This is a genomic window from Zhihengliuella halotolerans, assembly GCF_004217565.1.
In the GTDB taxonomy this organism is placed as follows: Bacteria; Actinomycetota; Actinomycetes; order Actinomycetales; family Micrococcaceae; genus Zhihengliuella; species Zhihengliuella halotolerans.
Genome location: NZ_SHLA01000001.1, coordinates 2,099,349 through 2,125,666 on the forward strand (window position 1 = coordinate 2,099,349; position 26,318 = coordinate 2,125,666).

27 protein-coding genes are annotated in these 26,318 nt (G+C 69.2%); 6 read left to right on the top strand and 21 right to left on the bottom strand.

All coding sequences use genetic code 11. The features are described 5' to 3' along the window. Positions 1 to 75 precede the first annotated feature (75 nt). The 7 genes from EV380_RS09535 to EV380_RS09560 form a co-directional block, all read right to left on the bottom strand. Positions 76 to 1,242 carry an RtcB family protein gene (locus EV380_RS09535; protein WP_130450966.1) on the bottom strand — a complete coding sequence of 389 codons (1,167 nt, stop codon included), beginning with the start codon at positions 1,240 to 1,242 and terminating at the stop codon, positions 76 to 78. Positions 1,243 to 1,384: 142 nt separating this feature from the next. Next, entirely contained in the window at positions 1,385 to 1,543 is a 159-nt protein-coding gene (locus EV380_RS16600) for a hypothetical protein (RefSeq protein WP_165391925.1), read from the bottom strand. A 108-nt stretch (positions 1,544 to 1,651) separates the two neighbouring features. Continuing rightward, entirely contained in the window at positions 1,652 to 2,695 is a 1,044-nt protein-coding gene (gene ccsB / locus EV380_RS09540; RefSeq protein WP_207219381.1) for a c-type cytochrome biogenesis protein CcsB, read from the bottom strand. Between the two features lie 3 nt (positions 2,696 to 2,698). After that, a complete protein-coding gene (resB, locus tag EV380_RS09545) occupies positions 2,699 to 4,423 on the bottom strand; it encodes a cytochrome c biogenesis protein ResB (RefSeq protein WP_130450967.1) in 1,725 nt (574 codons plus the stop codon). Beyond that, positions 4,423 to 5,124 carry a cytochrome c biogenesis CcdA family protein gene (locus EV380_RS09550; RefSeq protein WP_102157370.1) on the bottom strand — a complete coding sequence of 234 codons (702 nt, stop codon included), beginning with the start codon at positions 5,122 to 5,124 and terminating at the stop codon, positions 4,423 to 4,425. Before EV380_RS09550 ends, resB begins: the two co-directional genes overlap by 1 nt. Positions 5,125 to 5,168: 44 nt before the next feature. After that, the gene (locus EV380_RS09555; RefSeq protein WP_130450968.1) at positions 5,169 to 5,801 is read right to left on the bottom strand and encodes a TlpA family protein disulfide reductase; all 633 of its coding nucleotides are present in this window, start codon (positions 5,799 to 5,801) and stop codon (positions 5,169 to 5,171) included. 28 nt (positions 5,802 to 5,829) lie between these two features. Next, positions 5,830 to 6,492, bottom strand: coding sequence for a histidine phosphatase family protein (locus tag EV380_RS09560; RefSeq protein WP_130450969.1), 663 nt, complete (start codon positions 6,490 to 6,492; stop codon positions 5,830 to 5,832). Between the two features lie 322 nt (positions 6,493 to 6,814). Between EV380_RS09560 and EV380_RS09565 the strand changes: the two genes are divergently transcribed. Both EV380_RS09565 and EV380_RS09570 read left to right on the top strand, forming a co-directional pair. After that, positions 6,815 to 7,372, top strand: coding sequence for a YceI family protein (locus EV380_RS09565; protein ID WP_130450970.1), 558 nt, complete (start codon positions 6,815 to 6,817; stop codon positions 7,370 to 7,372). 87 nt (positions 7,373 to 7,459) lie between these two features. After that, positions 7,460 to 8,230, top strand: a complete 771-nt coding sequence (locus EV380_RS09570; protein ID WP_130450971.1) for a hypothetical protein — start codon at positions 7,460 to 7,462, stop codon at positions 8,228 to 8,230. Between the two features lie 75 nt (positions 8,231 to 8,305). On the opposite strand, the gene EV380_RS09575 is transcribed toward EV380_RS09570, so the two are convergent. Both EV380_RS09575 and EV380_RS09580 read right to left on the bottom strand, forming a co-directional pair. Beyond that, positions 8,306 to 9,052 carry a redox-sensing transcriptional repressor Rex gene (locus tag EV380_RS09575; protein WP_242607568.1) on the bottom strand — a complete coding sequence of 249 codons (747 nt, stop codon included), beginning with the start codon at positions 9,050 to 9,052 and terminating at the stop codon, positions 8,306 to 8,308. Further along, on the bottom strand, positions 9,049 to 9,303 hold the full coding sequence (locus EV380_RS09580; protein WP_102157339.1) for a glutaredoxin family protein: 255 nt from the start codon (positions 9,301 to 9,303) through the stop codon (positions 9,049 to 9,051). The genes EV380_RS09575 and EV380_RS09580 overlap by 4 nt, the downstream gene beginning before the upstream one ends. 132 nt (positions 9,304 to 9,435) lie before the next feature. On the opposite strand from EV380_RS09580, the gene EV380_RS09585 reads away from it, so the two are divergent. Next, the gene (locus EV380_RS09585) at positions 9,436 to 10,251 is read left to right on the top strand and encodes an HAD family hydrolase (RefSeq protein ID WP_130450972.1); all 816 of its coding nucleotides are present in this window, start codon (positions 9,436 to 9,438) and stop codon (positions 10,249 to 10,251) included. Between the two features lie 91 nt (positions 10,252 to 10,342). Here EV380_RS09585 and EV380_RS09590 read toward each other — a convergent pair whose 3' ends face one another. From EV380_RS09590 to EV380_RS09610, 5 genes are all read right to left on the bottom strand, one after another. Further along, a complete protein-coding gene (locus tag EV380_RS09590) occupies positions 10,343 to 10,441 on the bottom strand; it encodes a 30S ribosomal protein bS22 (RefSeq protein WP_003792170.1) in 99 nt (32 codons plus the stop codon). Between the two features lie 140 nt (positions 10,442 to 10,581). Next, the gene (locus EV380_RS09595; protein WP_102157341.1) at positions 10,582 to 10,794 is read right to left on the bottom strand and encodes a helix-turn-helix domain-containing protein; all 213 of its coding nucleotides are present in this window, start codon (positions 10,792 to 10,794) and stop codon (positions 10,582 to 10,584) included. 196 nt (positions 10,795 to 10,990) lie between these two features. Further along, positions 10,991 to 12,094, bottom strand: a complete 1,104-nt coding sequence (locus EV380_RS09600; RefSeq protein ID WP_130450973.1) for a 3-deoxy-7-phosphoheptulonate synthase — start codon at positions 12,092 to 12,094, stop codon at positions 10,991 to 10,993. A 241-nt stretch (positions 12,095 to 12,335) separates the two neighbouring features. Continuing rightward, a complete protein-coding gene (locus tag EV380_RS09605) occupies positions 12,336 to 12,857 on the bottom strand; it encodes an ArsR/SmtB family transcription factor (protein WP_130450974.1) in 522 nt (173 codons plus the stop codon). 71 nt (positions 12,858 to 12,928) lie between these two features. After that, a complete protein-coding gene (locus EV380_RS09610) occupies positions 12,929 to 14,077 on the bottom strand; it encodes an acetoin utilization protein AcuC (RefSeq protein WP_130452167.1) in 1,149 nt (382 codons plus the stop codon). A 160-nt stretch (positions 14,078 to 14,237) separates the two neighbouring features. On the opposite strand from EV380_RS09610, the gene EV380_RS09615 reads away from it, so the two are divergent. Both EV380_RS09615 and EV380_RS09620 read left to right on the top strand, forming a co-directional pair. Continuing rightward, a complete protein-coding gene (locus EV380_RS09615) occupies positions 14,238 to 15,647 on the top strand; it encodes a TrkH family potassium uptake protein (RefSeq protein ID WP_130450975.1) in 1,410 nt (469 codons plus the stop codon). Continuing rightward, entirely contained in the window at positions 15,640 to 16,311 is a 672-nt protein-coding gene (locus EV380_RS09620; RefSeq protein ID WP_130450976.1) for a potassium channel family protein, read from the top strand. Before EV380_RS09615 ends, EV380_RS09620 begins: the two co-directional genes overlap by 8 nt. Positions 16,312 to 16,379: 68 nt before the next feature. Here EV380_RS09620 and proC read toward each other — a convergent pair whose 3' ends face one another. The 7 genes from proC to trhO all read right to left on the bottom strand — a co-directional run bounded on the left by proC (position 16,380) and on the right by trhO (position 25,411). Next, complete coding sequence (proC, locus tag EV380_RS09625) at positions 16,380 to 17,246, bottom strand: pyrroline-5-carboxylate reductase (protein ID WP_130450977.1); 867 nt, start codon at positions 17,244 to 17,246, stop codon at positions 16,380 to 16,382. Between the two features lie 52 nt (positions 17,247 to 17,298). Continuing rightward, positions 17,299 to 18,129 (bottom strand): sugar phosphate isomerase/epimerase family protein, encoded by an 831-nt coding sequence (locus EV380_RS09630; protein ID WP_130450978.1) that lies wholly within the window; start codon positions 18,127 to 18,129, stop codon positions 17,299 to 17,301. Further along, entirely contained in the window at positions 18,126 to 19,214 is a 1,089-nt protein-coding gene (locus tag EV380_RS09635; RefSeq protein ID WP_130450979.1) for a Ppx/GppA phosphatase family protein, read from the bottom strand. Before EV380_RS09635 ends, EV380_RS09630 begins: the two co-directional genes overlap by 4 nt. A gap of 14 nt (positions 19,215 to 19,228) precedes the next feature. Beyond that, positions 19,229 to 21,997 carry a type I DNA topoisomerase gene (gene topA / locus EV380_RS09640; RefSeq protein WP_130450980.1) on the bottom strand — a complete coding sequence of 923 codons (2,769 nt, stop codon included), beginning with the start codon at positions 21,995 to 21,997 and terminating at the stop codon, positions 19,229 to 19,231. Between the two features lie 86 nt (positions 21,998 to 22,083). Next, positions 22,084 to 22,728, bottom strand: coding sequence for a winged helix-turn-helix domain-containing protein (locus tag EV380_RS09645; protein WP_102157349.1), 645 nt, complete (start codon positions 22,726 to 22,728; stop codon positions 22,084 to 22,086). 113 nt (positions 22,729 to 22,841) lie between these two features. Further along, a complete protein-coding gene (locus tag EV380_RS09650; protein WP_130450981.1) occupies positions 22,842 to 24,503 on the bottom strand; it encodes a DUF7059 domain-containing protein in 1,662 nt (553 codons plus the stop codon). Next, positions 24,500 to 25,411 carry an oxygen-dependent tRNA uridine(34) hydroxylase TrhO gene (gene trhO, locus EV380_RS09655; protein ID WP_130450982.1) on the bottom strand — a complete coding sequence of 304 codons (912 nt, stop codon included), beginning with the start codon at positions 25,409 to 25,411 and terminating at the stop codon, positions 24,500 to 24,502. The genes EV380_RS09650 and trhO overlap by 4 nt, the downstream gene beginning before the upstream one ends. Before the next feature lie 205 nt (positions 25,412 to 25,616). Between trhO and EV380_RS09660 the strand changes: the two genes are divergently transcribed. Further along, entirely contained in the window at positions 25,617 to 26,282 is a 666-nt protein-coding gene (locus tag EV380_RS09660; RefSeq protein WP_130450983.1) for a GNAT family N-acetyltransferase, read from the top strand. The last annotated feature ends 36 nt before the right edge of the window (positions 26,283 to 26,318 follow it).

Genomic DNA, 26,318 nt, shown 5'->3' on the forward strand with positions numbered 1-26,318 from the left:
GGTCCCGGCCGGAACCGGGAGACGGCGGCCCCCGAACGCCCACGCGTTCAGGGGCCGCCGTCGTCGTACCCGGTGTCAGTCACCCTTGACGTTCACGATCTGGCGCAGGCGGTGCCGCACCGTCACGAGGGACTCGGCGTCGCTCATGACCTGATCGATCGGCTTGTAGGCGCCGGGGATCTCGTCGATGAACGCGTCCGTGTCGCGGTACTCGATGCCCTCCATCGCCGCGCGCAGCTGTTCGATCGTGAAGGTCTTGCGCGCCGCCGTACGCGAGTACTCCCGCCCCGCGCCGTGTGGCGAGGACTCGAGGGCCACCTTGTCGCCGCGGCCCTCGACCACGTACGACGCCGTCCCCATCGACCCCGGGATCAGGCCGAGGTCGCCTTCGCGGGCGCGGATGGCGCCCTTGCGGGAGACCCAGACCGACTTGCCGAAGTGCGTCTCACGCTCGGTGAAGTTGTGGTGGCAGTTGATGCGCTCCACCTCGTCGACGTCGCCGCCGACCCACTCGCCGAACTGGCGGATCACGCGGTCCATCATCTCCTCGCGGTTGAGGAGGGCGAACCGCTGCGCCCAGCGCAGCTCGCGGATGTACGTGTTGAACTCGTCGGTTCCCTCGGCGAGGTAGGCCAGGTCGGGGTCCTCGAGCTGGATCCAGTACTTCTTCGCGATCTGCTGGGCGACCTTGATGTGCCGCTGGGCGATCTTGTTCCCGACCCCGCGCGAGCCCGAGTGCAGGAACAGCCAGACGGCATCCTCCTCGTCGAGGCAGACCTCGATGAAGTGGTTGCCCGAACCCAGCGAACCGAGCTGCAGCTCCCAATTGCCGGCGTAGGCGGCCGGATCGAAGCCGGCCTCAGCAGCGAGCCGGGTCAGCTCCTCGATCCGCGGGCGCGCCGTGTCCACGACCTTGCGGTTGTAGTGCCCGGCAGAGAGCGGGATCGCCCGCTCGATGGCCTCGCGCAGGGGCCGGCGGTCGGCCGGGAGCTGATCGCCCCGGTAGCCGGTCTTGACAGCGATCATGCCGCAGCCGATGTCCACTCCGACCGCTGCGGGGATGATGGCCCCCAGCGTCGGAATCACCGACCCGACGGTCGCCCCCTTGCCCAGGTGAGCGTCCGGCATGAGCGCCAGGTGCGGGAAGACGAAGGGCAGGCGTGACGTTGTTTCGGCCTGCTCGCGCGTCTTGGCGTCCAAGATGGACGCCCAGTTGACGAGCCGGCCGTTGATCCTCTCCATGGTTTCACTTTCGGTTGATTTCGGTGCGGGGCCGAAAGCGAGAACGCGTGCTCGTCGCTGCAGTCGACGAGGTCACGCGGAATTCAGGCAAGAAAAAAGCCCCGCACCGGACGACGGTTGCGGGGCAGGCGAGGAACTCGCCTCAGTGCACCGACAACCTTGGGTGTCCGCTGTTCTTCTCCGAGCGCTGGTTAAAGCGCTCGAGGCCGAACGTCAGGTAGGCGCGTTCGAATTGCGCCGCCTCGAGTAGGCGTGGCGCGCGGAAGTCAGCCGTTGCGGGGCGATGCTTCATGCCGGTCATGGTGCTTCCTTTCCTGACGCGCGTCTGTTGCGGGGATGCTGGTCGGCGACCAACGAAGGTAAAACTACACGCGGTGCGTGCCCGTGGCAAGCACGCACCGTGCAGCCTTCAGACTCCGGCGTAGGAGTGCAGGCCGTCGAAGTAGATGTTCACGACCGTGAAGTTGAAGATGAGGCACGCGTAGCCGACAATGCTCAGCCAGGCCGAACGGACGCCCGTCCAGCCGCGGGTAGCGCGCGCGTGCAGGTAGCCCGCGTAGACGACCCAGATGACGAAGCTCCAGACCTCTTTGGGATCCCAGCCCCAGTAGCGGCCCCACGCGTGTTCGGCCCAGATCGCGCCGGCCATGACCGTGAACGTCCACAGCACAAAAGCGACGGCGTTGATCCGGTAGGCCAGGTTCTCGAGGGCGCCGGCGCTCGGCACGAGCCGCAGGAACGGCATGATGTCGCGCCCGTTGGCTTCGAGCGTTGTCTGGCGGCGATGCTGCATGAGCTGCATGACGTTGGCGACGAACGTGATCGTGAAGAGCGCCGAGGAGAGCACGGCGATGGAGACGTGGATGATCAGCCAGTAGGACTGCAGCGCCGGCACGAGGTGGCCGACCGGCGTGGGGAAGCCCATCGTCGCCGCGCACAGCATGACCGTGACGAGCAGCGTCACGAAGACACCCATGAAGCGCAGGTCCTTCTTGAGCAGCACCACGAGGTAGACGAGCGCGACGAACAGCGCGCCGGTCGAGAGGAACTCGTACATGTTCCCCCACGGCACACGCCCGGCGGCCACCGCGCGCGTGAGCACCGCGGCCAGGTGCACGACGGCCGCGAGCCACGTGAGCACGACGGCGACACGGGCGACGTTCCGCTTCGCCGAGGCCGCCGTGTAGTCCATCGAGTCGTCGACGAGCTGGTACGACGACGGCCGGTCGCCGCCGGGAGCCGACGCGGCGTACGGGGTGGACCCCGCCGCGCCGACGCTCGCTAGCTCCTTCGCCTCGCTGGCCAATACATCCGCCTCGAGCGCGCGGATCGTCGCGTTGGACTTCGCCATGTCCCAGGCGAACGCGACGAGCGCGGCCGCGTAGGCGAACGCGGCGAGCAGCATGAACAGGTCGCTGTACGCCCCGAGTTCCTCGTTGATGGTTGGCAACATCTGCTACTCCTGATCCTTGCCGGGCGCGCCCGGACGGTCTTCGGCCGCGGCGGCCGAGAGCTGGCGGCTGATTTCGGCGGCTTCGTGCGTCAGGCGCGGGTCCTCGCCGCGCGCCAGCAACCCGTATTCCATGGTAAGTCGCCCCGCGCCCTCGGCGGTCGCGACCTTGACCCAGACGCGGCGCCGCGGCGTGAACAGCGAGACGGCCAGGCCGCCGAGCGCGAGCGCGGCGAAGACGAGCACGGGGATCTTGGCCGGGTCGTGGTGGATGTCGAGGCCGACATAGCGCTGCAGCCCGTCGAAGGAGATCGACCCCTTGCCATCGGGCAGCTCGGCCGTGTCCCCCGGGTTGATGACGAGCCCGCCCGCGTCCAGATTACGGCTGTTGAGCTCGGTCATCTCATCGGTGTCGAGCACGTAGACGTTCTGCGGGACGCCGTCGTCGAGACCGAGGTCTCCGGTGTAGGAATTCAACTGCAGCTGCGGCAGCGCCGGCGACGGGTCGAGCGAGATGCCGACGCCGTTGGCCTCGCCCGCGGTCGGCAGGAACAGGCCCACGAACCCGAGCTGCTCGGGCTGCGCGTCCGGGACCTTGAGCACCATGAGCGAGGTGAACACGCTGTCCTGCGGCACCGCCGGCATGGGCCCGCTGAAGGCGACATCGCCGTTGCCGTCCCGCACGGTCACCACGGGCGCGTACCCATTGCCGACGAGATAGACGGAGGCGCCGCCGATGCGCAGCGGGTGGTTGACGCGCAGGCTCTGCTGCTGCGCCTCGCCGCCCGGTTCGCGCGTGGTCACGGTCGCGTCGAAGCCGATCTGCTGTCCGAACGAGCTCTTCGTCTCCCGATCGTAGGTGACCTCGAAGTCGTCGAGCACGATCGAGAACGGGGAGAGCGAATCGCGGCTGAAGGCCGTGCCGGAGCTGAAGGAATCGTAGGAGACCATCGTGTTGACGAAGGACTCCTCCTCCACGAGGATCCGCTGCCCGTTGTAGCCGAGCGCGCCGCCCACGGCGACCGAGGCCAGGATGCCCACCAGCGAGACGTGGAAGACGAGGTTGCCCACCTCGCGCAGGTAGCCGCGCTCGGCGCCCACGGAGGCGACCGGCTGCCCGTCGCCGGCCGCGCGTTCCTCGACCCGGTAGCCGCGCTTCTTGAGCACGGCCGCGGCGCGGCGCATCGCGGCGTTGCGCCCCTCGTACGACGCCGGGGTGTCGCCGTCGTCGTGCGTCCCGCCCTCCGCGGGGCGTACGGGGAGCGTGCCGTGTTCCGGCAGGCGCGAGAGCCGCACCGGCGTGCGCGGCGGCGGGGTGCGCATCGCCTGGGCGTGCTTCTTCGTGCGCGGCAGGATGCAGCCGATAAGCGAGGTGAACAGCAGCAGGTAGATCGCGGAGAACCAGATGGACGAGTAGACGTCGAAGAGCTGGAAGCGGTCGAGCCACTCGCCGGAGGTCGGGTTGTTCTCGAGGTAGGCGGTGACCGCGGCCTCGTTGGCGGCCCGCTGCGGGAACAACGAGCCGGGCACGGCGGCGACCGCGAGCAGCATGAGCAGGAACAGCGCGGTGCGCATCGTGGTCAGCTGGGTCCAGCCCCATCGGAGCATGCCGGTGAAGCCGAGCGCCGGCGCGGCGACGTCGTCACGGCGGGCGTTCCTGCCGGGCTTCGAACCCCCGGCGCCCTGCGCCTCGTTGGCGCGCTCTTCGCGTACGTTGTCTTCTGCAGCCATCAGATCGGCAGCCTCACGTCGTTGACGAACCAGTTCTGGAGCTCGGCGACCCATGTCCCCCACAGCCCGGTGGCCATGACGACGCCGAGCACGATCAGCATCGAACCGCCGAACACGGACACGGCGCGCTTGTGCCGGCGGAAGAACGCGAGCGCGCCCATGCCGCGGCGCAGGCCGAGCGCGATCAGGATGAACGGCAGCCCGAGCCCGACGCAGTAGGCGAAAGTCAGCGCCGCCCCCTTGCCGACGTCGGGGTTCGCCCCCGAGCTGATCGCGAGGACGGCCGCCAGCGTCGGGCCGATGCACGGCGCCCAGCCGAGGCCGAACACGAAGCCGAGCACGGGCGCCCCCCACAACCCCGCGGGTGGTCGGTAGCCGAGCTTGCGGGTGCGCTGGAACATGTTCATCCCGCCCATGAACACGAACCCCAGCAGGATGACGACGCCGCCGAGCACCTGCGTGACCCACGCGCCCTCGAAGCGGAGCCAGATGCTGATCTGCGCGAAGAGGACTCCGGCGAGCATGAAGACCGCGGTGAAGCCGAGCACGAACAAGCCGATCCCGGCGACCATGCGGCCGCGCTTCTGCTCGGCCAGGTCGGCCCCGGTGAGCCCCGTGACGTACCCGAGGTAGCCGGGCACGAGCGGCAGGACGCACGGCGAGAGGAAGGAGACGAGCCCGGCGAGGATCGCGACCGGCATGGCCAGCAGCAGCGACCCGTCCTGGACGATCTCGGCGAAGGGGTTCACGCGCCCTCGCTGATGCGGTCCTCGATGAGGGCACGCAGGGTGCCCTCCTCCGCCACGCCGAGGACGCGAGCGGCGACCCGGCCCTCGGTGTCGAGCACGAGGGTGGTCGGGACGGCCTGCGGGTTCACATACTGCGTGAGGCCCAGCAGGATCGACCCGTCCGTGTCGGGCGCGGAGGGGTACGGGATCTCGTAGGTGCGCTCGAAGGCCGCAGCGGTGGCTTCCTGGTCGCGCACGTTGACGCCGTAGAAGGCGGCACCGGCGTCGTCGAACTCGTTGGCGAGTTTCGTCAGGTGCGGCGCCTCGACGCGGCACGGAGCGCACGCGGCGTACCAGAAGTTCAGGACGGTCACTTGGCCGACCCAGTCGGCGGAGTCGAGCGACTCGCCGTCGTAGAACGTGCCGGTCAGCTGGACGGGGTCCCCGCGCTCGGCTTCGTCGTAGACCTCCACCGAGCCGTCGCCGGCGATGAAGTTGCTGTTCGAGACGCCGTCGGAGAGCGGGTCGTTCTCGGTCCCGCACGCGGCCAGGGGGACGGCAGCGGTCAGGAGCACGGCGGCGCGCAGCAGGGCGCGGCGGTTCAGGCCGGAGCGGCCATCCGCTGAATGTGACAGGTGGGAGTTGAGCATCTCAGTCGTGTTCGCTGTACGTCGGGGGTCAGGCGCCGGGCAGGTTGGCCGCCTGCGCGAGCAGGTCGGCACACGGTTCGGCATAGCGGACGGCGACGAGTTCGTCGCCGTCGAAGTCTAGGCTCGTAATGGAGGCCAGGCTGCACTCGCGCCGGCGCGGGTCGTGCGCCAGCGGGCGGCGCTCGGCCGCGAGGCGAGTGACCCAGATCGGCAGCTGGTGGGCCACGAGGATCGCCTCGGCCCCGTCGCCGCCCAGCTCGACGGCGCGGTCGCGGCGTTCGCTGACGGCCTCCATGACGCGGGCGACCTGCTCGCGGTAGGGCTCGCCCCACGAGGGCCGGATCGGATTGACCAGCAGCGACCAGAGGCGCGGATCGCGCAGCCGCTTCTTGACGTCCGACATGCCCTCGAAACGGTTGCCGGCCTCGACGATGCGCGGCTCCACGTCGATCTCCAGGCCCAGCGCCTGCGCCGTCGGCCGGGCGGTCTCCTGCGCGCGCAGCAGCGGCGATGCGGCGACGGAGACGATGTTCGCCCCGTTCTCGCGACGGGCGGTGAAATAGGCGGCTGCCCTCTCCGCCATCTCGTAGCCGAGCTCCGAGAGGTGGTAGCCGGGCAGGCGGCCATAGAGGACACGATCCGGGTTGTGCACTTCCCCGTGACGCATCAGGTGAACGGTTGCAAGAGCCATGACCCCGATTCTCTCACTGCTTCCTGTGCTCTCCTAAACGCCCGCCGCCAGTCACAGCCCGCTTTCGGAACGCCCGCAGGAGCCGGCGGGCGGACCCACCGCTTGACTTCGACGTTTTGTAGAAAACGACGACGCCGACAGCCTTTCGCCGCCAGCGAACAGTCGGATCGAAGGGGCCCGCTTCGAGCAGTCCCCTCCTCGATGAACATGACGAAATTTCACGCCCGAGGGGTAGCTATATGCAAATGCATGTATTACGCTGGCATCAAGGTCGCATCGCCTGCGACCGACCAACCACCCGGAACAACCCTCAGGAGTACTCATGACCACCGCAACCATCCCCGCAGCACTCACCACCGGAACCTGGACCATCGACAACTCGCACTCGGAGATCGGCTTCTCCGTCCGCCACGCGGGCATCAGCAAGGTCCGCGGCCGCTTCAGCGACGTGGAGGGGACCCTCGTGATCGCCGACTCCGTCGCCGAGTCGACCCTCGAGGCCGTTGTGCAGACCGCCTCGGTCGACACCCGCGACGAGAACCGCGACGCACACCTGAAGGGTGAAGACTTCTTCAACTCCACGGAATTCCCGACCATGACCTTCACCGGAAAAGACCTGCAGGGCACCGACGGCGAATTCACGTTGCACGGCGATCTGACCATCCGCGGCACGACGCACCCGGTCGACTTCGCAGTCGAGTTCCAGGGCACCGCTGTGGACCCCTTCGGCTTGACCCGCGCCGGGTTCGAGGCGACCACGCAGATCTCCCGCAAGGAGTTCGGCCTGACGTGGAACGCCGCGCTCGAAGCCGGTGGCGTCCTGGTCGGCGACAAGGTGACGATCATCCTCGACCTCTCGCTGGTGAAGTCCGAAGCCTGAATCCGCCCTGACGCGTTCGCTGCGACACTCCGTCTCGGACCCGCAGGTCCGGATAGGCTGGGGGCAGGACCATCGAACAGGAGCGCCATGAGCCAGGACCGGCCCGAGAACAACGAACCCTCGCAGCAGGAGGGCGCCCAGCCCGGACCGCAGGACCAGGAGCCGCCGCGGTACGGCGTGCGCCTGCCGCAAGGCCAGCAGCCGCAGCAGCCTCAGCCTCCCGCGGGCGATCCGACGCCCTACGGGCACACCCCCGGTCAGTACCCGCCTCCCCCGCCGGGGGCCTACGGTCAGCCGGGCCAGGCCGGGACCCCCTCGGGCTACGGGCAACCGAGCCCTTACGCGCAACAGAGTCCCTACCAGGCCCCGGCCGGCGGCATGCAGCCGGCCGGGTCGCCGGGGGCTCCGCCCAAGCAGATCATGGTCGCCTTCGGCCTGATCCTCGCCGCTGGCGCGCTCACTCTGCTCACCGGCATCATCATGATGGCCACGCCGGTCAACGAGCTCACACGCATGCTCCAGGAAGTCATCGATTCCGACGCGACACTGCGCCAGCAGTTCGAGGTCGCCGGGATGGAAGTGGCCGCCCTCGCGCAGATGTCGAAGACGCTTGCCGTCGTCTTCATGGCCATCGGCGTGCTGCTCTACGCGCTGATCGCCGTTTTCATCCGCAAGGGCAGCAACGGCGCCCGCATCACGGGTACCGTCCTGGCGGCGATTTCGCTGATCGGCCTCTTCGGCGGAGACATCCTCAGCACGGTCACGGTCCTCCTCGGGGCCGCCGGCATCGTGCTGGCCTGGATGCGCCCCTCCTCGGACTACATCCGGGCGACCAAAGAGGCCAAGCGCCGGCGCTGACCCGCCGCCGTCGCGCCCGTGGGGGCCGGTTCCGAGCGGAACCGGCCCCCTTCGTCGTTTCCGTGGGGTACGCGGCTACGCGTCAACGTCCTCGGCGGGCACCGCGTCCTGGTGTCCGATCCCCTGGTGCGCGTAGTAGGCGAGGATCTGCAGCTCGCGGGACATGTCGACCTTGCGGATGTTGACCCCGTCCGGGGCCTGCAGGACCACGGGCGCGAAGTTCAGGATGTTCCGCACGCCGGCCGCGACGAGCCGGTCGCACACGCGCTGGGCGGCCGTGCCCGGCAACGTCATCACCGCCATGTTCACCTGCTCGGCCTCGATGTCCGCCTCCAGCGACTCCGCAGGGCGGACGACGAGCCCGTTGATGGTGCGCCCGACGACGTCGGGGTCCATGTCGAAGATCGCGGTCAACTCGAACCCGTTGTGCCGCAGGCCCGCGTAGCCGGCGAGGGCGCGGCCGAGGTTGCCGGCGCCGACGATGGCCACGCGCCAGCGCTCCCGCAGGCCCAAGGTCGTCGCGAGGTGTTCGGCGAGGCGCGGCACGTCGTAGCCGACGCCTCGACGGCCGAAGCTCCCGCCGAGCAGGGACAGGTCCTTGCGCAGGATCGCCGAGTTCACGCCGGCCGCGCCAGCGAGCACGTCGGAGGACAGCGTCGGAGTACCCTCGCTTTCGGCGGCGTTGAGCACGCGGAGGTACACGGTCAGCCGCTCGAGCGTGGCCTCGGGCAGGCCTCTGCCCGTGGCTGCGGCGTCGGGCAACGCTCCGGTCGCGGCGTCGTCGTCGAGCCGGTCGGTCCCAGTCTCAGCAGCGTCTGTCACGGTTTCAGCAGCCTTTCCAAGCGGTCCGGATCGATCACCCAGAAGTCCCGCTGGACGCCGTCGATCATCAGGACCGGAACTTCTTCGGCGAAGCGTGCGCGCAGCTGAGCGTCGTCGTCGATGCTCAGCTCCCGCCACGTTAGCCCAAGGCGGGTGACGACGTCGTCCACCGTCCTCCGGGCGTCCTCGCAGAGGTGGCAGCCCCGGCGCGTGACGAGTTCCACGCGGTGCACGCCGTCGGCTGAAATCATGCCTCCAATGTATCGTCCCGGACGTGTCGGCCGTATTTCCGCTGCCCTCGCGAGTCACGAACGCCGCGTGAGTCGGTGAGGCGTTTCACATGCCGGCCCGCGTCCCGGCCCCCGTTCCACTAAGCTGGCGACATGCCCCAGCCGAGCCACGGTGCCGCCGCCCCCGCCCCATCCCACGGCACCGGGGACTCCGTCGCGGCCTTCTTCGACGTCGACAACACGATGATGCGCGGCGCGAGCCTCTTCGCCGTGGCCCGGAACACCTACCGGCGACGGCTGTTCAGCCTCCGGCAGGCCGCCTCCTTCGCCATCAAACAGTTCTTCTTCACGCTGCGCGGCGAGACGATAGGCGACATCCACTCCGTCCGGGACTCCGCACTGAGCATCGCCCGCGGCATATCGGTATCCCTGATGACGGAGATCGGCGATGAGGTCTACGACGAGTTCATCTCCTCCCGCATCTGGCCCGGCACTCGCGCCCTCGCTGAGCAGCACCTGCGTTCGGGACGGCAGGTGTGGCTCGTCACGGCGACGCCCACCGAGGTCGCCGAGGTCATGGCCACGCGTCTGGGGCTCACGGGCGCGCTCGGCACCGAGGTCGAGAAGGTCGACGGCCTCTACACCGGGCGGCTCGTCAGCAGCATCCTGCACGGACCGGCGAAGGCCGCGGCCGTCTTCCAGCTCGCAGAGCACACGGGGCTCGACCTCGGGCAGTGCTGGGCGTACTCGGACTCGTCGAACGACATCCCCCTGCTCGAGGCCGTCGGGCACCCGGTGGCCATCAACCCGGATGCCAAGCTCCGCCGGCACGCCGCCGAACAGAATTGGCCGATCTACGACTATCGCGCCGGCCGCCGGGCGGCCATCTGGGGCCTCAAGGCGCTCACGGCCTCAGGCGCCGCGTACGGCGCGTGGCGGACGCTGGGCCGCTTCGCCCGCCGGCGGTAGCCGCTTCGTCGTCCTTAAACGCCTGCGGGGCGCACATCCAGAAGAGGATGCGCGCCCCGCAGGAGCACACGCGGCGTCTGCCGCGAGCCGCTTACTTCTTGTTGCGGCGCTGGTGACGCGTCTTGCGAAGCAGCTTGCGGTGCTTCTTCTTCGCCATACGCTTGCGGCGCTTCTTGATAACGGAGCCCATAAATTCCTCACTATCACTTGATTGCGTTCCGGCCGAAGGCACACGAGCGCAACCAACGGACGTCAAACGTTCCTTAACAGATTACCCGCTTAAAGGAGTCCTCGCGGACACACCTGTTCCCGGGGTCGAGCCGAGAGACGTCAAGCGGTGGCCGACGTCCCGTCGATGCGGGCCTTTCGCAGGTATTCCTCCACCGCGGTTTCGGGAACGCGGTAGGAGCGGCCGAAGCGAACGGCCGGCAATTCGGCGGAGTGCACCAGGCGGTAGACGGTCATCTTTGAGACGCGCATGACGTCGGCGACCTCCGCCACCGTCATGAATCGAGCGTCCGCGAAGTTCTGGCCTTCCGCCATTGTCACAACTCTCCTGACTGCATTCGTCCCGCTCCGTGCGCTTCGGCCCGCCGCGGCGTGCGGCCATCCGGTGGTCTTCGGAGCGTCAGGGCCGCACGAACCCGTGCCGCCTCGAATAGAACAATAGTGGCCCGTGGGGAGAAAGTGAAACCCCTGCACTGCTGTGAATTGCCCGAAAGCCGCCCCGGGACCGGCCCTACCGGCCTCGTGCTACGGCGTCCGCAAGCAGCTGCAGCGCGTCTTCCGTGGGCCCCCAGCCCATGCACTTGTCGGTAATGGACTGGCCTCTGACCAGGTCGGCCGCGTCGTCCTGGCCCGGCGTGAACTTCTGGGCACCGGGCTCGAGGAAGCTCTCGGCCATGAGTCCGGCGATCTCCGTGTCGCCGGCGGCGATGCGCTCGGCGAGCTCGCCGATCACGACGCTCTGGCGCTCGTGGTCCTTGCCGGAATTCGCGTGCGAGGCGTCGACCACGACGCGGGGGTTCGCTCCGGCGGCGGCCATCTTCGCGGACGCGGCGCCCACGGCCTGCTCCGAGTAGTTCGGTCCGTCCGAGCCGCCGCGCAGGATCAGGTGGGCGTCCTGGTTGCCGCGAGTCGCCACGAGGGAGGCGCGGCCGTCGTCGTCGATCCCGAGGAAGGCCTGCGGCGCGGCCGAGGCCTGGCACGCGTCGATCGCGACCTGGACGCCGCCGTCGGTCCCGTTCTTGAAGCCGACCGGCATCGACAGGCCGGAGACCAGCTGGCGGTGGATCTGGCTCTCGGTGGTGCGGGCGCCGATGGCGCCCCACGAGACGAGGTCCGCGACGTACTGCGGGCTGATCGGCTCGAGGAACTCGGTGGCCGTGGGCAGGCCGAGCTCGCCGACGTCGAGGAGGAACTGCCGGGCCGCGCGCAGGCCGGCGGCGATGTTGTGGGACCCGTCGAGTTCGGGGTCGTTGATCAGGCCCTTCCAGCCGACGGTCGTGCGCGGCTTCTCGAAGTAAGTCCGCATGACGATCAGCAGGTGCTCGCGGTGCTTCTCGGCGAGCTCGGCGAGCCGTGCGGCGTACTCGCGGCCGGCGTCGACGTCGTGGATCGAGCAGGGGCCGACGACGACGAGCAGGCGGCGGTCGACGCCGTCGAGGATCGCGCGGATCTCCTGGCGGGCACGCTCGATCCGGTACTCCAGGACGTCACCTGCGGGCATTTCGGCGAGGATTTCGCCCGGTGTGGGCAGCGGGGAGAACTGAGACACACGCACATTGTTGGTGGAGTGGGACGAGCCCTCTGCGGTGGCGGTGCCGCGTTCGGTGACAGTCATGGTCGGCCTTTCGGTGTGAGCGGCCCTACCGTGTCACCAGCAGAGCCTGAGGAATGAGAAAAGGACCTCGGGCTGGTGCCCGGGTCCTCTCGGCTCTGAAGGTGAGTTGGATGCGCTAGTTAGCCGCGGGCCCCTCCAGAGCCGACGCAAAATACGCATACCAACGAGTGTTCATGTCGTTCAGGATACATGCGCGGGGCCGGACGTCCAATCGGCCCCGTCACGAAAGCCGTCGACGCGTTCAGCGGCGGCGCCCGAACTTCGGCTTCGGCAGCCGACCCAAGAGAATCTGGGCGCGGTCGGCGACCTGCTCGACGGTCGCGTTGACCGTTCGACCGAATTCCTTCGAACCGGTCCCGTCCTCGGCGCCGGCGCTCGCGGGCACGACGGCGGCCGCTGGCGTCTCCCTGGCGGCCGGCTGATGGTGGGGCCGGGCGTCGGGCTGCACGGGTGCCGCGGGCCGGAGGGCCGCCGGGCGAGTGGGGGCGGGCTCCGGCGTCGCTCGGGCGACGAACGGGGCGAACCACTCGGACGCTGCGGCCAGGTCGGCCGCCTCGAGGCGGTAGTAGCGTCGCTGGCCCTCGGCGCGCGTAGAGACGAGCTCGGCGTCGCGCAGGACCTTCAAGTGCTTCGACACCGTCGGCTGGCTGACGCCGAGCTTCTCGACCAGCTGGCCCACGGCGAGGTCACCCGCGGAGAGCTCCTCCAGGATGCGGCGGCGGGTGGGCTCGGCGAGGACGGGGAAGACTGACTCGTAGACCATGTACATCACCCTATCCGCATATACGCCGCCAGGCATTTTTTGGCGCAACATTTCGACGCGCCGGTGCCGCCTCAGTCGAACCAGGGATCCAGGCCGTAGAGCGGGAACACCTCCTTGCGGGTGGCCATGATCGCGCGGTCGACGGCGTCCGCGGGGTCGTAGCCGACCTCCCACGAACGCCACCATGTATCGGCGTCGTCGCCCATGAGCCGCGGAGCCTCGAGGCCGTAGCGTTCCCGGACGTGGTCGCGCCAGGACGCCGGCACCGCTGTCAGCAACGGAACCGGCTGGCCGGAGGCGATCGCCAGCAGGTGTGTCCACGCGCGCGGCACGACGTGGGTGATGTCGTACCCGCCACCGCCGAGGGCCACCCAGCGTCCTTCGGCATGCTGATCTGCGAGCTGGGCGACGTCGAGCATGTTCTGCCGCTGGCCGTCGACGCTGAGCCTGAGGTTGGTCAGCCCGTCGCGGGCGTGACCGTCGCAGCCGTGCTGGCTGACGATCACCTCGGGCTCGAACGCCGCCGTCAGCTGCGGCACGACCGCGTGGAAGGCGCGCAGCCACCCGGAGTCGCCCGTACCGGCCGGCAGCGCGACGTTCACTGCCCGCCCCTGTGCCGCGGCGCCGCCGATCTCGTTCGGGAACCCGGTACCCGGGTAGAGGGAGGTCCCCGACTCATGCAGCGAGAGCGTCAGGACCCGGTCGTCGTCCCAGAAGATCTGCTCGACTCCGTCACCGTGGTGTGCGTCGACGTCGATGTAGAGCACGCGCCGCACCCCGCCGTCGAGCAGCCGGCGGATCGCGAGGGCGGCATCGTTGTAGATGCAGAAGCCGCCGGCCGTGCCGCGCCCGGCGTGGTGCATGCCGCCGGCGAAGTTCACGCCGTGCAGCGCACTGCCCTCGAGGACGGCCTCCGCCGCGGCGATCGACCCGCCGGCCAGCCGTGCGCTCGCAGTGTGCATGCCGGCGAAGGCGGGGTTGTCCTCGGTGCCGAGGCCGCGCGCCGGGTCCGGCGTCGTCGGGTCCTCGCCGACCGCTTTGACCGCAGCGATGTAGTCGGCGTCGTGGACCGTGAGCAACTGCTCGTCCGTCGCGACCCGTGGCTCGGCGACCGTGATCTGTTCGCGCCCGAGGACCTCGAGAGCCTCCGCCAGACGCACCGTCAGGTCGAGGCGCCGCGGGTCCATGGGATGGGTCGCGCTGAAGCGATACTCCATCATGTCCTCACACCACGTCAGCGTCGTCGCGGCCGGGACCGTTCCGTTAATTCTCGTCACCGTCTCAGGCTATCGAAGACCGGCGACGTCGACGCGCAGCCGGCCCCGCGGGCGCGCAGTGCGGGTCCGTCCGCGCGCGTCGCGCGTGGACTATGGTGGGGGCATGCCCGCACCGCCGCCCACGTCGCATATCTCGTGGCCCGCGCGCACCCTGAGCCGGCTCCGGGACGCCGTCGACTCGGTCGCGGCCGAATCGCCCTCGCGCCTCTTCCTCACGGCGTTGTTCCTCGTGATCCTCGTCTTCACCGGCGTGCTCTCACTGCCGGTCTCCTCCGAGCGGAACTCCGTCACCCCCATCCACGACGCTCTCTTCACGGCCACCTCCGCCGTGACCGTGACCGGCCTGACCACCGTGAACTCCGGCGAGCACTGGTCTTCCTTCGGGCTCGTGGTGATTATGATCGCGATGTTCGTCGGCGGGCTCGGCGTGATCACTCTCGCCTCGATCCTGTCCCTGGCCGTCTCCCGGCGCCTCGGTCTGCGCGGAAAGCTGTTGACCCAGCAGGCCATGGCCGCGGAGTCCACGGGGCGCCTCGGCGAGGTCGGCACGCTGCTGCGGATCATCATCACGACGACCACGGTCATCCAGCTGGCACTCGCCGTCCTACTGATCCCGGCCTTCTACATCGCCGACGGGGACATCTCCGATGCCCTGTTCCACGGCTCGTTCTATGCGGTCTCCTCGTTCAACAACGGCGGCTTCGTTTCGCATCCGGAAGGCCTCGCAGGATACGAAGCCAACCCCTTCATCGTCGTGCCCGTCATGGTCGGGGTCTTCATCGGCAGCCTCGGCTTCCCGGTGCTCATGGTCCTGCTCGCGTTCCGCCACCACTTCACCAAGTGGTCGCTGCATGCGAAACTCACCGTCGTCGTGAGCCTCCTGCTGACGATCGTCGGTGCCGTCGTGCTCGGCGGCCTCGAATGGAACAACAAGGCGACCATGGCGGACCTCGGCTTCTGGGACAAGGTCCTGCACGCGCTCTTCGCTTCGGTCAACACCCGCTCGGGTGGTTTCTCCCTGATTGATCAGAATGAGATGAACGCCTCGACCATGCTCGTCACGGACGCGCTCATGTTCGCCGGCGGCGGCTCTGTCTCGACGGCAGGCGGCATCAAGGTCACGACCATCGCCATCCTCTTCCTGGCCATGGCCGCCGAGGCCAGAGGAGACTCCGACATCCGCGCGTTCGGCCGCCGCATCCCCGACGGCGCGATGCGGGTGGCCCTCTCCGTTGTCGTGCTCGGCGCGACGCTCGTCGCCGTCGGCTGTGCGCTGCTGCTGTGGCTGAGCGACGAACCCCTGGACCGGGTGCTGTTCGAGACGATCTCCGCCTTCGCGACGTGCGGGCTGTCGGTGGGGCTCAGCGCGGAGCTTCCACCCGCCGGCAAATACGTGCTCATCGCGCTCATGTTCGCGGGCCGCGTGGGTACGATTACCCTCGCCGCCGCCTTGTCGACGCGCCAGCGCGACATGCGCTTCCACTACCCCGAGGAGAGGCCGATCATTGGCTGAGAATCGCACCGACCACAACGCACCTGTCCTCGTCATCGGGCTGGGCCGCTTCGGCTCCGCCGTGGCCGAGCAGCTCGTCAAGCAGGGGCGCGAAGTCCTCGCGATCGAGCGCAACGCTGCTCTCGTGCAGAAATACTCCAGCATCCTGACCCACGTGGTCGAGGCCGACGCGACCGATATCGACGCACTCCGTCAGCTCGGCGCGCAGGACTTCAGCGCCGCCGTCGTCGGCGTCGGCACCTCCATCGAGTCCTCGGTGCTGATCACCGTCAACCTCGTGGACCTCGGCACCGAACACGTCTGGGTCAAGGCCATCACCCCGGCGCACGGCAAGATCCTCACGCGCATCGGGGCCAACCACGTCGTCTATCCGGAGGCCGATGCGGGTGTCCGCGCCGCGCACCTGGTCGGCGGCCGCATGCTCGACTTCATCGAGTTCGACGACGGCTTCGCGATCGTGAAGATGTACCCGCCGAAAGAGACGCAGGGCTTCACGCTCGGGGAATCCCAGGTCCGCTCGAAGTACGGCGTCACGATCGTCGGCGTCAAGAGCCCCGGGGAGGACTTCACCTACGCCCAGCCGGACACGAAGGTGAGCCGCCGTGACGTGCTCATCGTCTCCGGGCACGTGGACCTGCTCGAGCGCTTCGCGGCCCGCCCGTAACCAGGAGGAGCCCTGCCGCGACGGACGTCGTCGCTGCAGGGCTCCTCTCGTTCGGCCGGCTCCGAACGTCAGCTGCTGAGGTCGCGGGTGAGCTCGCGGGAGCGCTCGACGCATGCGGTCTCGGCCTTGAAGACCATCTCCTCCAGGCCCGAGGCTGCGAAGCTGTCCAGCGCGGCCGCCGTCGTGCCGTTGGGGCTGGTCACGTTGCGGCGCAGCTGGGCCGGGTCCGCCCCCGGCTCGGCGAGCATGCGCCCGGCCCCGGCGACGGTCGCCGACGCCAGCTCGCGGGCGGTTTCGGCGTCGAGTCCCAGCTTCTCGCCCGCGGCGGCCATGGCTTCGGCCAGGTAGAAGACGTAGGCGGGGCCGGAGCCCGAAACCGCGGTGACGGCCTCGATGAGGTCCTCGGGCACCACCTTCACGACGCCCGCGCCCGCGTAGAGCGTCACGACGTCGGCCAGCGTCTGCTCGTCCACGCCCGCGCCAGCAGCGAGGCCTACGGCGCCCAAGCCCACCGTCAGCGGCGTGTTGGGCATGGAGCGGACCACGGGCTGGCCGTCCTTCAGGGCGGCTTCAAGCGCGGCGACGGTGATGCCGGCGGCCACGGAGACGACGACGGCGGTCGGCTTGAGCGCGCCGGCGATCTCCCGGGACAGGTCCAGGATGCCGACGGGCTTCACGCCGAGGAAGACGACGTCGGCATCCGCCACGGCGGTCAGGTTCGCGTTCGCGTCGTTCTCGGTGGCCAGGGCGTTGACGCCGGTCTCCTCCGCCAGGGTCACGGCCTTCGCGGGGGTGCGAACGGTCGCGGTGATGCGCTCCGGTGCGTGCCCGGAGGCGATGATCCCGCGCATGATCGCGCCGTTCATGGAGCCGGTGCCGAGGAAGGCGAGTTTCAGGTCAGCGGTCGAGTTCTGTGCAGTGTTGTTGTCGGGCATCTGGCCATTGTGTCAACGAACTCTCCCGAATCCCAGCCGCGCCGGGGAGCGTTTACCGGGCCCCGGCCTGTTCCCCTCCGGGCGGCGCCGGCTCCTCGTTTCGCCGAGCCAGATGAGTGCGTGCGAAGTCGAGAGTCTCGGCCAACCACTCCTCACGGCGGCCAGCGCCCTTGGCGCCGCGGGTGGCGACCTCGACGGCGACGACGCCCTGCCAGTTCGAGTCGCGCAGGTGGTGCATCGCCTCGGTGACGGGCTGGGTGCCGCGGCCGGGCACGAGGTGTTCGTCTTTGCCGTTGTCCAGACCGTCGCACAGGTGCACGTGGGTGAGCCGCTCCCCCAGATCCTTGAACGCCTGGTGCGAATCCATCATCGCGATCGCTGCGTGCGAGAAGTCCCACGTGACGAAGTCGTAGGGCTGCGGGACCGGGTTCCAGTGCGGCAGGTACATCTTGGCCTCGCGGCCTCGGGCGCGCCACGGGTACATGTTCTCGACGGCGATCCGCACGCCGGTTTCCTCGTAGATGCGCTTGACGCCGGCCGCGAACCCCGTCGCGTAGGTGCCCTGCCAGCGGAACGGGGGGTGCGCGACGACGACGTCGCACCCGACCTCGCGCGCCAGCTGCGCGCTGCGCTCCATCTTGTTCCACGCCGAGCCCCAGACCTGCTGCGTGAGCAGCAGGGTCGGTGCGTGGATGGCATAAATCGGCTGGTCGTAACGCTCGACGAGGGAGAGCAGCTGACGCCCGTCCTGGGAGATCTTGTTGCCGGTCACCATGACTTCGACGCCGTCGTAGCCAAGATCGTGGGAGACCGAGAACGCGTCGTGCACGTTCAGCGGGTAGACGGATGCACTGGAGAGAACCACGGGCGGTACGGCGGTCATGCTGGGCTCCCGTCGGAGGCGGTCAACTGGTGCGCGTCCCTCCGGCCGACGTCGGACGGTGTCGCCGCCGACGGTGAGACGCCGGGCTCGCGTCGCTGCTGCTTGAGCAGTTCAACGTGCCCCACCCCCACCGTATCGCCGTAGGGTGCCGGGCTGTCCAGCAAAAGGTGATCGAAACGTCGCAGGATGAGGCCCTCGCGCAGGGCCCATGGGCAGATCTTGAGGGATTTGACCTTCATCGCGGTCATCGCCTCGTGGGCGACGATCGCGCCGGCGAGCAACTGCGGGGCCCTGAGGGCCGAGACACCCGGGAGTTCCGCGCGCTGGGCGTGAGTCATGGCGGCCAGCCGGTTCATCCAGAGCTTCAGGTCCTCGCGCCGCAGCACGCGCTTGACGTAGGGTCCCTCCCCCGAGGGAGCGGCTCCCGTCACGCGTGCCAGGGAGCGGAACGTCTTGGACGTCGCGGCGACGAGGTCCGGCTTCCCCGAGGCGAGCATCTGGGCCGCCGGTTCCGCCAGCGTCTCGCGGACGTGGCTGCGCAGGGCCTTGATGTCGGAGATCGACGGCGGGTCCTCCGGCAGCCAGTCTCTTGTCAGCCGGCCGGCGCCCAGCGGCACCGAGCGGGCAATGCGGGGGAACTCGTCGGTGCCGACAGCCATTTCGAACGAGCCGCCGCCGATGTCGAGCTCGAGGATGTTGTTGGCCTGCCAGCCGAACCAGCGCCGCACGGCGTAGTACGTCATGCCGGCCTCTTGTTCGCCCGTCAGTTCCGTCAGGTGCACTCCGGTCTCGGTCGCGACGCGCTCGAGCACGGAGACGCCGTTGGCGGATTCGCGGATGGCGGACGTGCAGAACGCCAGCATGTCGACCGCGCCGTGCTTGACGGCGAACTCGTTGGCCTCAAGGACGAAGTCGAGCAGTTCGCGCTGTCCGGCCTCGTTGATCGCACCGCCGTCGTCGAGGTACGCGACGAGCGAGAGCGGCCGCTTGTGCGAAGCGAACGCGACGGGGCGCGCGCCCGGGTAAGCATCCACCAGCAACAGGTGGACGGTGTTGGAACCGATGTCCAGGACTCCCAGGCGCACGCTCTACCTCCCGGCTATTTCTTCTTGGCCGCGGGCTTCTTGGCCGGTGCCTTGCGGGCCGGCGTCGTCGCCTTCTTGGCGCCGCGCTTGACCGGCCCCTTGGCGCGCTTCTCGGCGAGCAGCTCGATCGCACTCTCGCGCGTCAGCTCCTCCACCGACGACGACCGCGGGACGGTGATGTTCGTCTCGCCGTCGGTGATGTACGGGCCGAAGCGGCCGTCCTTGACGACGATCGCCTTGCCCGAGGTCGGGTCCTCGCCGAACTCCGCCAGGGGCGGGGTGGCCGCGCGGCGTCCGCGCTGCTTCGGCTGGGCGTAGATCGCGTTGGCCTCCTCGAGCGTGATCGTGAAGATCTGCTCCTCGGATTCGATCGACCGGGAGTCCGTACCCTTCTTCAGGTACGGGCCGAAGCGGCCGTTCTGCACGGTGATCTCCTTGCCCTCCTCGTCCGCGCCGAGCACGCGCGGCAGCGACAGGATCTTGAGGGCCTCCTCGAGGGTAACCGTCTCGACGCTCATGGTCTTGAACAGCGAGCCCGTACGCGGCTTGACCTTGGCCGGCTTCTTCTTCGGCTTCGGCTTACCGTTCTTGTAGTACTCGGTCGGCATCGCCTCGAGTTCCTCGTCGGTCATCTCCGTGACGACCTCGGTGACGTAGGGCCCGTAGCGGCCGTCCTTCGCCACAATCGGGCGCCCCGATTCAGGGTCGATGCCGAGCTCGCGCTCCTCCGGCCCCTGCTGCTCCATGAGCTCGACGGCCTTCTCGGCGGTCAACTCGTCGGGTGCGAGATCCTCCGGCACGTTCACGCGCTGCGGGGCAGTGCCCTCCGGCGAATCGGCCGGGACCGGCTTCTCCAGGTAGGGGCCGAACTTGCCCACGCGCAGCACGATGCCCTCGGCGATCTCGACCGAGTTGATGGCGCGCGCGTCGATGTCGCCGAGGTTGTCGACGACGTCGCGCAGACCACGCACCTCGGCGTCGCCGAAGTAGAAGTGCTGCAGCCAGGCGCCGCGCCCCTTGTGCCCCTTGGCGATCTCGTCGAGATCGTCCTCGAGCCGGGCCGTGAAGCCGTAGTCCACGTACTGGCCGAAGTGCTCCTCGAGCAGGCGGACCACGGAGAACGCGATCCAGCTCGGCACCAGAGCGCTGCCGCGCTTGGTCACGTAGCCGCGATCCATGATCGTCGTGATGGTCGGCGCGAACGTCGACGGGCGGCCGATCTCGCGGGCCTCCAGCTCGGCGACGATCGACGCCTCGGTGTAGCGCGCCGGCGGCGTGGTCTCGTGCCCGGAGGCCTCGATTCCGGAGGCGCCCAGGGCGTCGCCTTCGGCCAGCTGCGGCAGGCGGCGCTCGCCGTCGGCCGCTTCCTTCTCCTCCTCGGAGACGTCCTTACCCTCCTCGTAGGCGGCCATGAAGCCGCGGAAGGTGATGACGGTGCCGGACGCCGCGAACTCGGCGGCGCGGCCGTCGGTCGCGGTGCCGATCAGGCGCACCGAGGCGGTCGAACCCTTGGCGTCGGCCATCTGCGAGGCGACGGTGCGCTTCCAGATCAGCTCGTAGAGCTTGAACTCGTCCCCCGAGAGCTGGCTGCGCACATCGCGGGGGCGGCGGAACGAGTCGCCGGCCGGGCGCACGGCCTCGTGGGCCTCCTGCGCGTTCTCGCTCTTGCCCTTGTAGTAGCGGGGCTTCTCCGGCACGAACTCGTCGCCGTAGAGCTCCTTCGCCTGGCGCCGGGCGGCGCCGATGGCCTCGTTCGACAGCGCGACCGAATCGGTACGCATATACGTTATGTAGCCGTTCTCGTACAGCCGCTGCGCGATCTGCATGGTGTTGCGCGAGGACCAGCGCAGCTTGCGGGAGGCCTCCTGCTGCAGGGTCGACGTCGTGAACGGGGCGGCCGGGCGGCGCGTGTACGGCTTGGTCTCGACGCCGGAGACGGCGAACTCCGCCTCGGCGAGGCCGGTGGCCAGCGAGGTTGCGGCCTCCTCGTCCAGGCGCACGACGCCGGCGCTCGCCTTGGCACCGCGGGACTCCTTGAGCTGACCGCGGTCGTCGAAGTCGCGGCCGGTGGCCACGCGGGCGCCGTCGACCGAGGAGAGCTTTGCCTTGAAGGCCTCGCCGGCGCCGGTCGCGAACTCACCGGTCAGGTCCCAGTAGCCGGCGGCGCGGAACGCCATGCGCTCGCGTTCGCGCTCCACCACGAGACGGGTCGCGACCGACTGCACGCGGCCCGCCGAGAGCCCGCGGGCGATCTTGCGCCAGAGCACCGGGGAGATCTCGTAGCCGTAGAGGCGGTCGAGCACACGGCGCGTCTCCTGCGCGTCGACGAGGTCCGTGTCGAGTTCGCGGATGTTGTCGAGGGCGCGGGCGATGCCCTCCTTGGTGATCTCCGTGAAGGCCATGCGGTGCACGGGGACCTTGGGCTTGAGCACCTCGAGCAGGTGCCACGCGATGGCTTCGCCTTCGCGATCGGCATCGGTTGCGAGATAGAGCTCGTCGGCGTCCTTGAGCGCGGCCTTGAGCTCGGACACCTTCTTCTTCTTGTCCGGATTCACGACGTAGTACGGCTCGAAGTCGTTGTCCAGGTCGATGGCGAACTTGCCGACGGACGTCTTCTTCAGCTCGGTGGGCAGCTCGGAGGGCTGCGGCAGATCACGGATGTGTCCCACGGAAGCGTCCACGACGAAGCCCTCGCCCAAGTACTTGGCGATCGACTTGCTCTTGGCCGGGGACTCTACGATGACTAGCTTCTTGCCGGTCTTTACCTTCGCCTTGGCGGGCACAACACTCCTATTAGCTGCCGGGGACGAGCGGATGGGGCCCGTGAACTTCACGAATCCCGCTCATACTCGCACTAGGTTAGCGGTTTCTACCTCTTCGGCAAGCCGGGCCGCGTCCACGGCTGCTCTCCGGAGGTCGCTTCCACCTCGTCGAACTCCGGCAGGATGGAGAGCATGTAGTACACACGTTTGGCGTCCACGCTTCGTTCCTCGGGGCCGGCCATCTCCTCGTATTCCTTCATCAGGTCGTAGACGCGCGTCATGAACTCCTGGCGCTTCTCGTCGTTGAGGAAGACCATGCCGGTGGTCAGGACGGGGGCGCGGTCCGCGGGCGGCTCGATCCCGGACTTCGCTTCGGCCTCGCGCCGGGCGATCTCGGCGGCGAGCCGCTCGCGGAAGGCGCCCAGCTGGACGTTAAGGAAGGCGCTCTTGGCGGATGGAGTCTGGTTGAACGACTCGACGATCAGACGGTCACCGGCCGCTTTCCAGCGTCGCTCGCGCGCGTCGCCCTCGCTGGCGGCACGTTCCACGTAGCCGTACTTCTCCAGTGCGCGCAAGTGGTAGCTCATCGCGCTCGGCGTCAGCTTGCAGCGCGAGGCCAGCTCCGTGGCCGTGCGGCTGGACTGCGACGCGAAGAGCTCCTCCAACGCCTCGAGCCGCGCCTCGTGCGCGAGGGCTCGGATCGCCTGCGGGTCGTTGATGACGACCGGGTTGTCAGTCCTAATGCGAGGCACGGTGGGACACCTTCCGGGTGGCTTTCACGTCGCCACCGGAGGAGGGACGCGCGGCTTGGCGCGCGATCCCGGTCCGTCCGACGCTGCACGTGTGATAGGTCATAGCGGAAACCTTAGCGTCTCTGGACAGTTTGAGTGAGAAAACCTTCGAGAATAAGTCGCCGCGCGCCGGCGAGCAGCGTCGGTTCCAGCTCCGGGTCGTCCTCACCGAGCAGCGCGGCGATGGCCGAGACGATCTGCCCGATGCTCAGTTCGCCGTCGCACGCCGAGACGAGCCCCGCCTCCGCCGTGCTCAGCAGGGACGTCCGGCGCAGACCGGCACCCTGACGCAACAGGATCACGCCCGGGTGCTCGGCGCCGGGGCGCTGGTGGCGCTCCTCGGTCACGTCGTCGGCGACGACCACGTGCAGCCGGCCGAGCGCCTCGTCCGCCTCGTCTTCGGTTCCGCCCAGCGCGCCCGCTGCGGCCAGTGAGTCGGCCGCAGCGATCGCGGACGCCAGGTGCGGGCCGAGCGGCTGCTCGATCGGGTGCTCGATACTCTCGAACCGGCGCCCCACCGGGCGGGCCGCGACGTCGGCGCCGTCGTCGTGCCCGGCAGGCCGGCGCAGCCAGACCATGCCGAAGCCGATGCTCTCGACGTCGCGCGAGGCGAAGTCGGCGAGGTAGTCGGCGTAGCGGCGCCGGTAGTGCTCCGGATCGCGGGACTCGGCTGCGTCGCGCAGCCAGACCTCGGCGTACTGCAGCGGCGACTCCACGTCCCGCTGGATGAACCAGGCCTCGGCGTCGACGTCGGCCGCGGCTGCCCGCCCGAGCCAGGCCGCCGGGCGGTCGAACCACTGCTCGTCCTCCGCGCGGATCTCCCAGTTCGCGAGCAGCTGGGCGGAGCCGCCCGGGGTCAGCAGGCCCGGCAGCCCGCTGACGAGGTCGGCGACGAGGCGGTCGCCGGCGAGGCCGCCGTCGCGGTACGTGAACCGCTCCCCCTCCCCCGGTGCGCGCGGGGTGATCACGAATGGCGGGTTGGAGACGATCAGGTCGAACCGCTCGGACGCGACGGGCTCCAGCAGGCTGCCGCGGCGCAGATCGACGCGCCCGCCGAGGTTCGCCGGGTCGATGCCGAGCGCGGCGTGATTGAGCAGCAGGTTGAACCGGGTGAACGCCAGCGCCCGTTCGGAGACATCGGTGGCCGTGACGTGCTCGGCGTGGGCGAGCAGGTGGAACGTCTGGATGCCGCAGCCGGTGCCGAGGTCGAGTGCGCGCGCCGCGGGCCGGCGGATCGTGGTCTGCGCGAGCGTCAGCGACGCCTGCCCGATGCCCAGGACGTGGTCGGCGCGCAGCACCCCGGTACGGCGGTGCGAGCCGAGGTCGGAGGCGACCCAGAGCTCCGCGTCGGCGTCGGAGGCGTGCGGGCGCAGGTCGACCCGGGCGATCGCGCTGCCCCCGGGCAGATCGGCCAATCCCAGCGCGGCCAGACCCGCAGCACCAGTGCGCGGCAGGGCGGCGTCGACGTCCTCGGACGGCACGGCCTCGCCGATCAGGAACAGGTCGACGACGACGGCCAGCGACCGCTCGTGCCCCTCGGCGCCGGAGGCTCGGACGGCGGCGAGTGCGATCCGCGCCGGAACCGTCTGGTCCCGGCCCAGCGCACCATGCGCTTCCGCGCCCAGCAGGGAGGTGACGTCGTCGAAGTAGTAGCGTGCCTCGCGCAGGTCGGCGGCGAGCGCGTCGAGACGCGCCTGGTCGTCGCTGACGGGGGCGTCGGGCGCGACGGCGCTCACGCGCGGGCCTCGAGCGCTGCCGGGGCGCAACCGGTGCACAGCCGCAGCGCGTCGTCGGCGGCGCACGTCGGGCAGAAGAGGCGCAGGTTCCGGCAGGACGGGTTGGAGCAGTTCTCGAACTTGTTCGTCGGCGCGTGGCAGCCGACGCACTGCCCGATCGTGACGGCATCGGGCGTGAATTCCAGGTGCATGCGCTTGTCGAAGACGTAGAGCGAACCCTCCCAGAGCCCGGCGTCGCCGTACTTCTCGCCGTAGCGCACGATCCCGCCCGCCAGCTGGTAGACCTCGCGGAAGCCGCGCTTGACCATGAGCGAGGAGAGCACCTCGCAGCGGATGCCTCCGGTGCAGTAGGTGACGATCGGCTTGTCCTTGAGATCGTCGTACTTGCCGGAGTCGAGTTCCGCGATGAAGTCGTGAGTGGACTCGACGTCGGGCACGACGGCGTTCTTGAATTTGCCGATCTGGGCCTCGAATGCGTTGCGGCCGTCGAAGAAGACGACCTCCTCGCCGGAGGCCCGCTTCGCCTCGACCAGTTCGTGCACTTCCTCCGGGCGCAGGTGCGTGCCGCCGCCGACCACGCCGTCGGCGTCGACTTCGAGCTCGTCGGGGGCGCCGAAGGAGACGATCTCGGCGCGGGCCTTCACGGAGATGCGCGGGAAATCCTCAGCGGAGCCCTCGGACCACTTGATGTCCATCTTCTTGAACGCCGGGTATTCGCGGGTCGCCTTCACGTAGGCCTTCACCGCCCGGATCTCGCCGCCGGCGGTCCCGTTGATGCCGTGCTCGGAGACGATGATGCGCCCGCGGAGCCCGTGTTGTTCGAGCAGCGAGCGCTGCCACAGGCGGACCGCCTCCGGGTCCGGCAGAGGGGCAAACGCGTAGAAAAGGACGATTCGGTTCAAAGCCACGCATTAAAGGGTACTGGCCGTGCCGCCGGGGTGCCCGACGTGGCCCTCTCTCCCCGCTCCGGAGCGGGTCGCCCGCCGCCGACGTCGGCTCCGTCCGGATAGCACAACGGCGGCGCTCACCTGCGACGTTAACGTTGCTTTGCGGTTGGGCAACAGTTGGCCACCGACCCTGCATCACGGGCGAGACTCGGGGTAGGGTCATCCCATGGGATCCTTCGCAAGCGATGAACTGATCGGAACTTGGGTCACCGGCTGGTCCTCCGGCCGTGGCTACGAGAACCGGCATGAAGGCCGCGTCCATGCTGCCCTGCGCCACGACACCATCGGCGACTGGGAGTACGTCGTCTGCGAGCCGACGAACGAGGAGCTCGTCGCGATCGCCGGCACCCTGTCGAAGCACCCGGCCCGCCGGCTCACCGCCTTCGTGAACGACCCGGTCGCGTTCGTCGAGGCCGCCCGGACCGCCGGCCTCGCCCTCCAGCAGACCGACGAGGTCCTGATGGTCACCGCCATGGACGAGCAGGACGTCGAGGACCCGCGCAGCCCGGACGGCTTCGTGATCCAGACGGAGCGCGACGGCACGAACGCCTATGTCTCAGTCCACCTCGAGGAGGACCCGAGCATCGTCGTCGCCAGCGGCCACGTCGCCGTCGTCGACGACTACGCCGTCTTCGACCGCATCATCACCTCCCCCGACTTCCGCCGCCGCGGACTCGGCTCCCTCGTCATGCGGGCGCTGGCGGCGCTCGCGCTCGAGCACGCCGTCTCCGAGGGCCTGCTCATCGCGACCGTCGACGGCCAGGAACTCTACAAGTATCTGGGCTGGACGACGCTCGGAAACGTGGTCACGGTGGAGGCCGCGCAGAACTGAGCAATCAGCATCCGCCGGCCGCCTCCGGGCGGGCGG

Bases quoted from the DNA above. Each gene is read 5' to 3' on its own strand.
- EV380_RS09535 (WP_130450966.1), bottom strand. From the start codon at position 1,242: ATGGAGAGGATCAACGGCCGGCTCGTCAACTGGGCGTCCATCTTGGAC.
- EV380_RS16600 (WP_165391925.1), bottom strand. From the start codon at position 1,543: ATGACCGGCATGAAGCATCGCCCCGCAACGGCTGACTTCCGCGCGCCA.
- ccsB (WP_207219381.1), bottom strand. From the start codon at position 2,695: ATGTTGCCAACCATCAACGAGGAACTCGGGGCGTACAGCGACCTGTTC.
- resB (WP_130450967.1), bottom strand. From the start codon at position 4,423: ATGGCTGCAGAAGACAACGTACGCGAAGAGCGCGCCAACGAGGCGCAG.
- EV380_RS09550 (WP_102157370.1), bottom strand. From the start codon at position 5,124: ATGCCGGTCGCGATCCTCGCCGGGCTCGTCTCCTTCCTCTCGCCGTGC.
- EV380_RS09555 (WP_130450968.1), bottom strand. From the start codon at position 5,801: ATGCTCAACTCCCACCTGTCACATTCAGCGGATGGCCGCTCCGGCCTG.
- EV380_RS09560 (WP_130450969.1), bottom strand. From the start codon at position 6,492: ATGGCTCTTGCAACCGTTCACCTGATGCGTCACGGGGAAGTGCACAAC.
- EV380_RS09565 (WP_130450970.1), top strand. From the start codon at position 6,815: ATGACCACCGCAACCATCCCCGCAGCACTCACCACCGGAACCTGGACC.
- EV380_RS09570 (WP_130450971.1), top strand. From the start codon at position 7,460: ATGAGCCAGGACCGGCCCGAGAACAACGAACCCTCGCAGCAGGAGGGC.
- EV380_RS09580 (WP_102157339.1), bottom strand. From the start codon at position 9,303: ATGATTTCAGCCGACGGCGTGCACCGCGTGGAACTCGTCACGCGCCGG.
- EV380_RS09585 (WP_130450972.1), top strand. From the start codon at position 9,436: ATGCCCCAGCCGAGCCACGGTGCCGCCGCCCCCGCCCCATCCCACGGC.
- EV380_RS09590 (WP_003792170.1), bottom strand. From the start codon at position 10,441: ATGGGCTCCGTTATCAAGAAGCGCCGCAAGCGTATGGCGAAGAAGAAG.
- EV380_RS09595 (WP_102157341.1), bottom strand. From the start codon at position 10,794: ATGGCGGAAGGCCAGAACTTCGCGGACGCTCGATTCATGACGGTGGCG.
- EV380_RS09600 (WP_130450973.1), bottom strand. From the start codon at position 12,094: ATGACTGTCACCGAACGCGGCACCGCCACCGCAGAGGGCTCGTCCCAC.
- EV380_RS09605 (WP_130450974.1), bottom strand. From the start codon at position 12,857: ATGGTCTACGAGTCAGTCTTCCCCGTCCTCGCCGAGCCCACCCGCCGC.
- EV380_RS09610 (WP_130452167.1), bottom strand. From the start codon at position 14,077: ATGATGGAGTATCGCTTCAGCGCGACCCATCCCATGGACCCGCGGCGC.
- EV380_RS09615 (WP_130450975.1), top strand. From the start codon at position 14,238: ATGCCCGCACCGCCGCCCACGTCGCATATCTCGTGGCCCGCGCGCACC.
- proC (WP_130450977.1), bottom strand. From the start codon at position 17,246: ATGCCCGACAACAACACTGCACAGAACTCGACCGCTGACCTGAAACTC.
- EV380_RS09630 (WP_130450978.1), bottom strand. From the start codon at position 18,129: ATGACCGCCGTACCGCCCGTGGTTCTCTCCAGTGCATCCGTCTACCCG.
- EV380_RS09660 (WP_130450983.1), top strand. From the start codon at position 25,617: ATGGGATCCTTCGCAAGCGATGAACTGATCGGAACTTGGGTCACCGGC.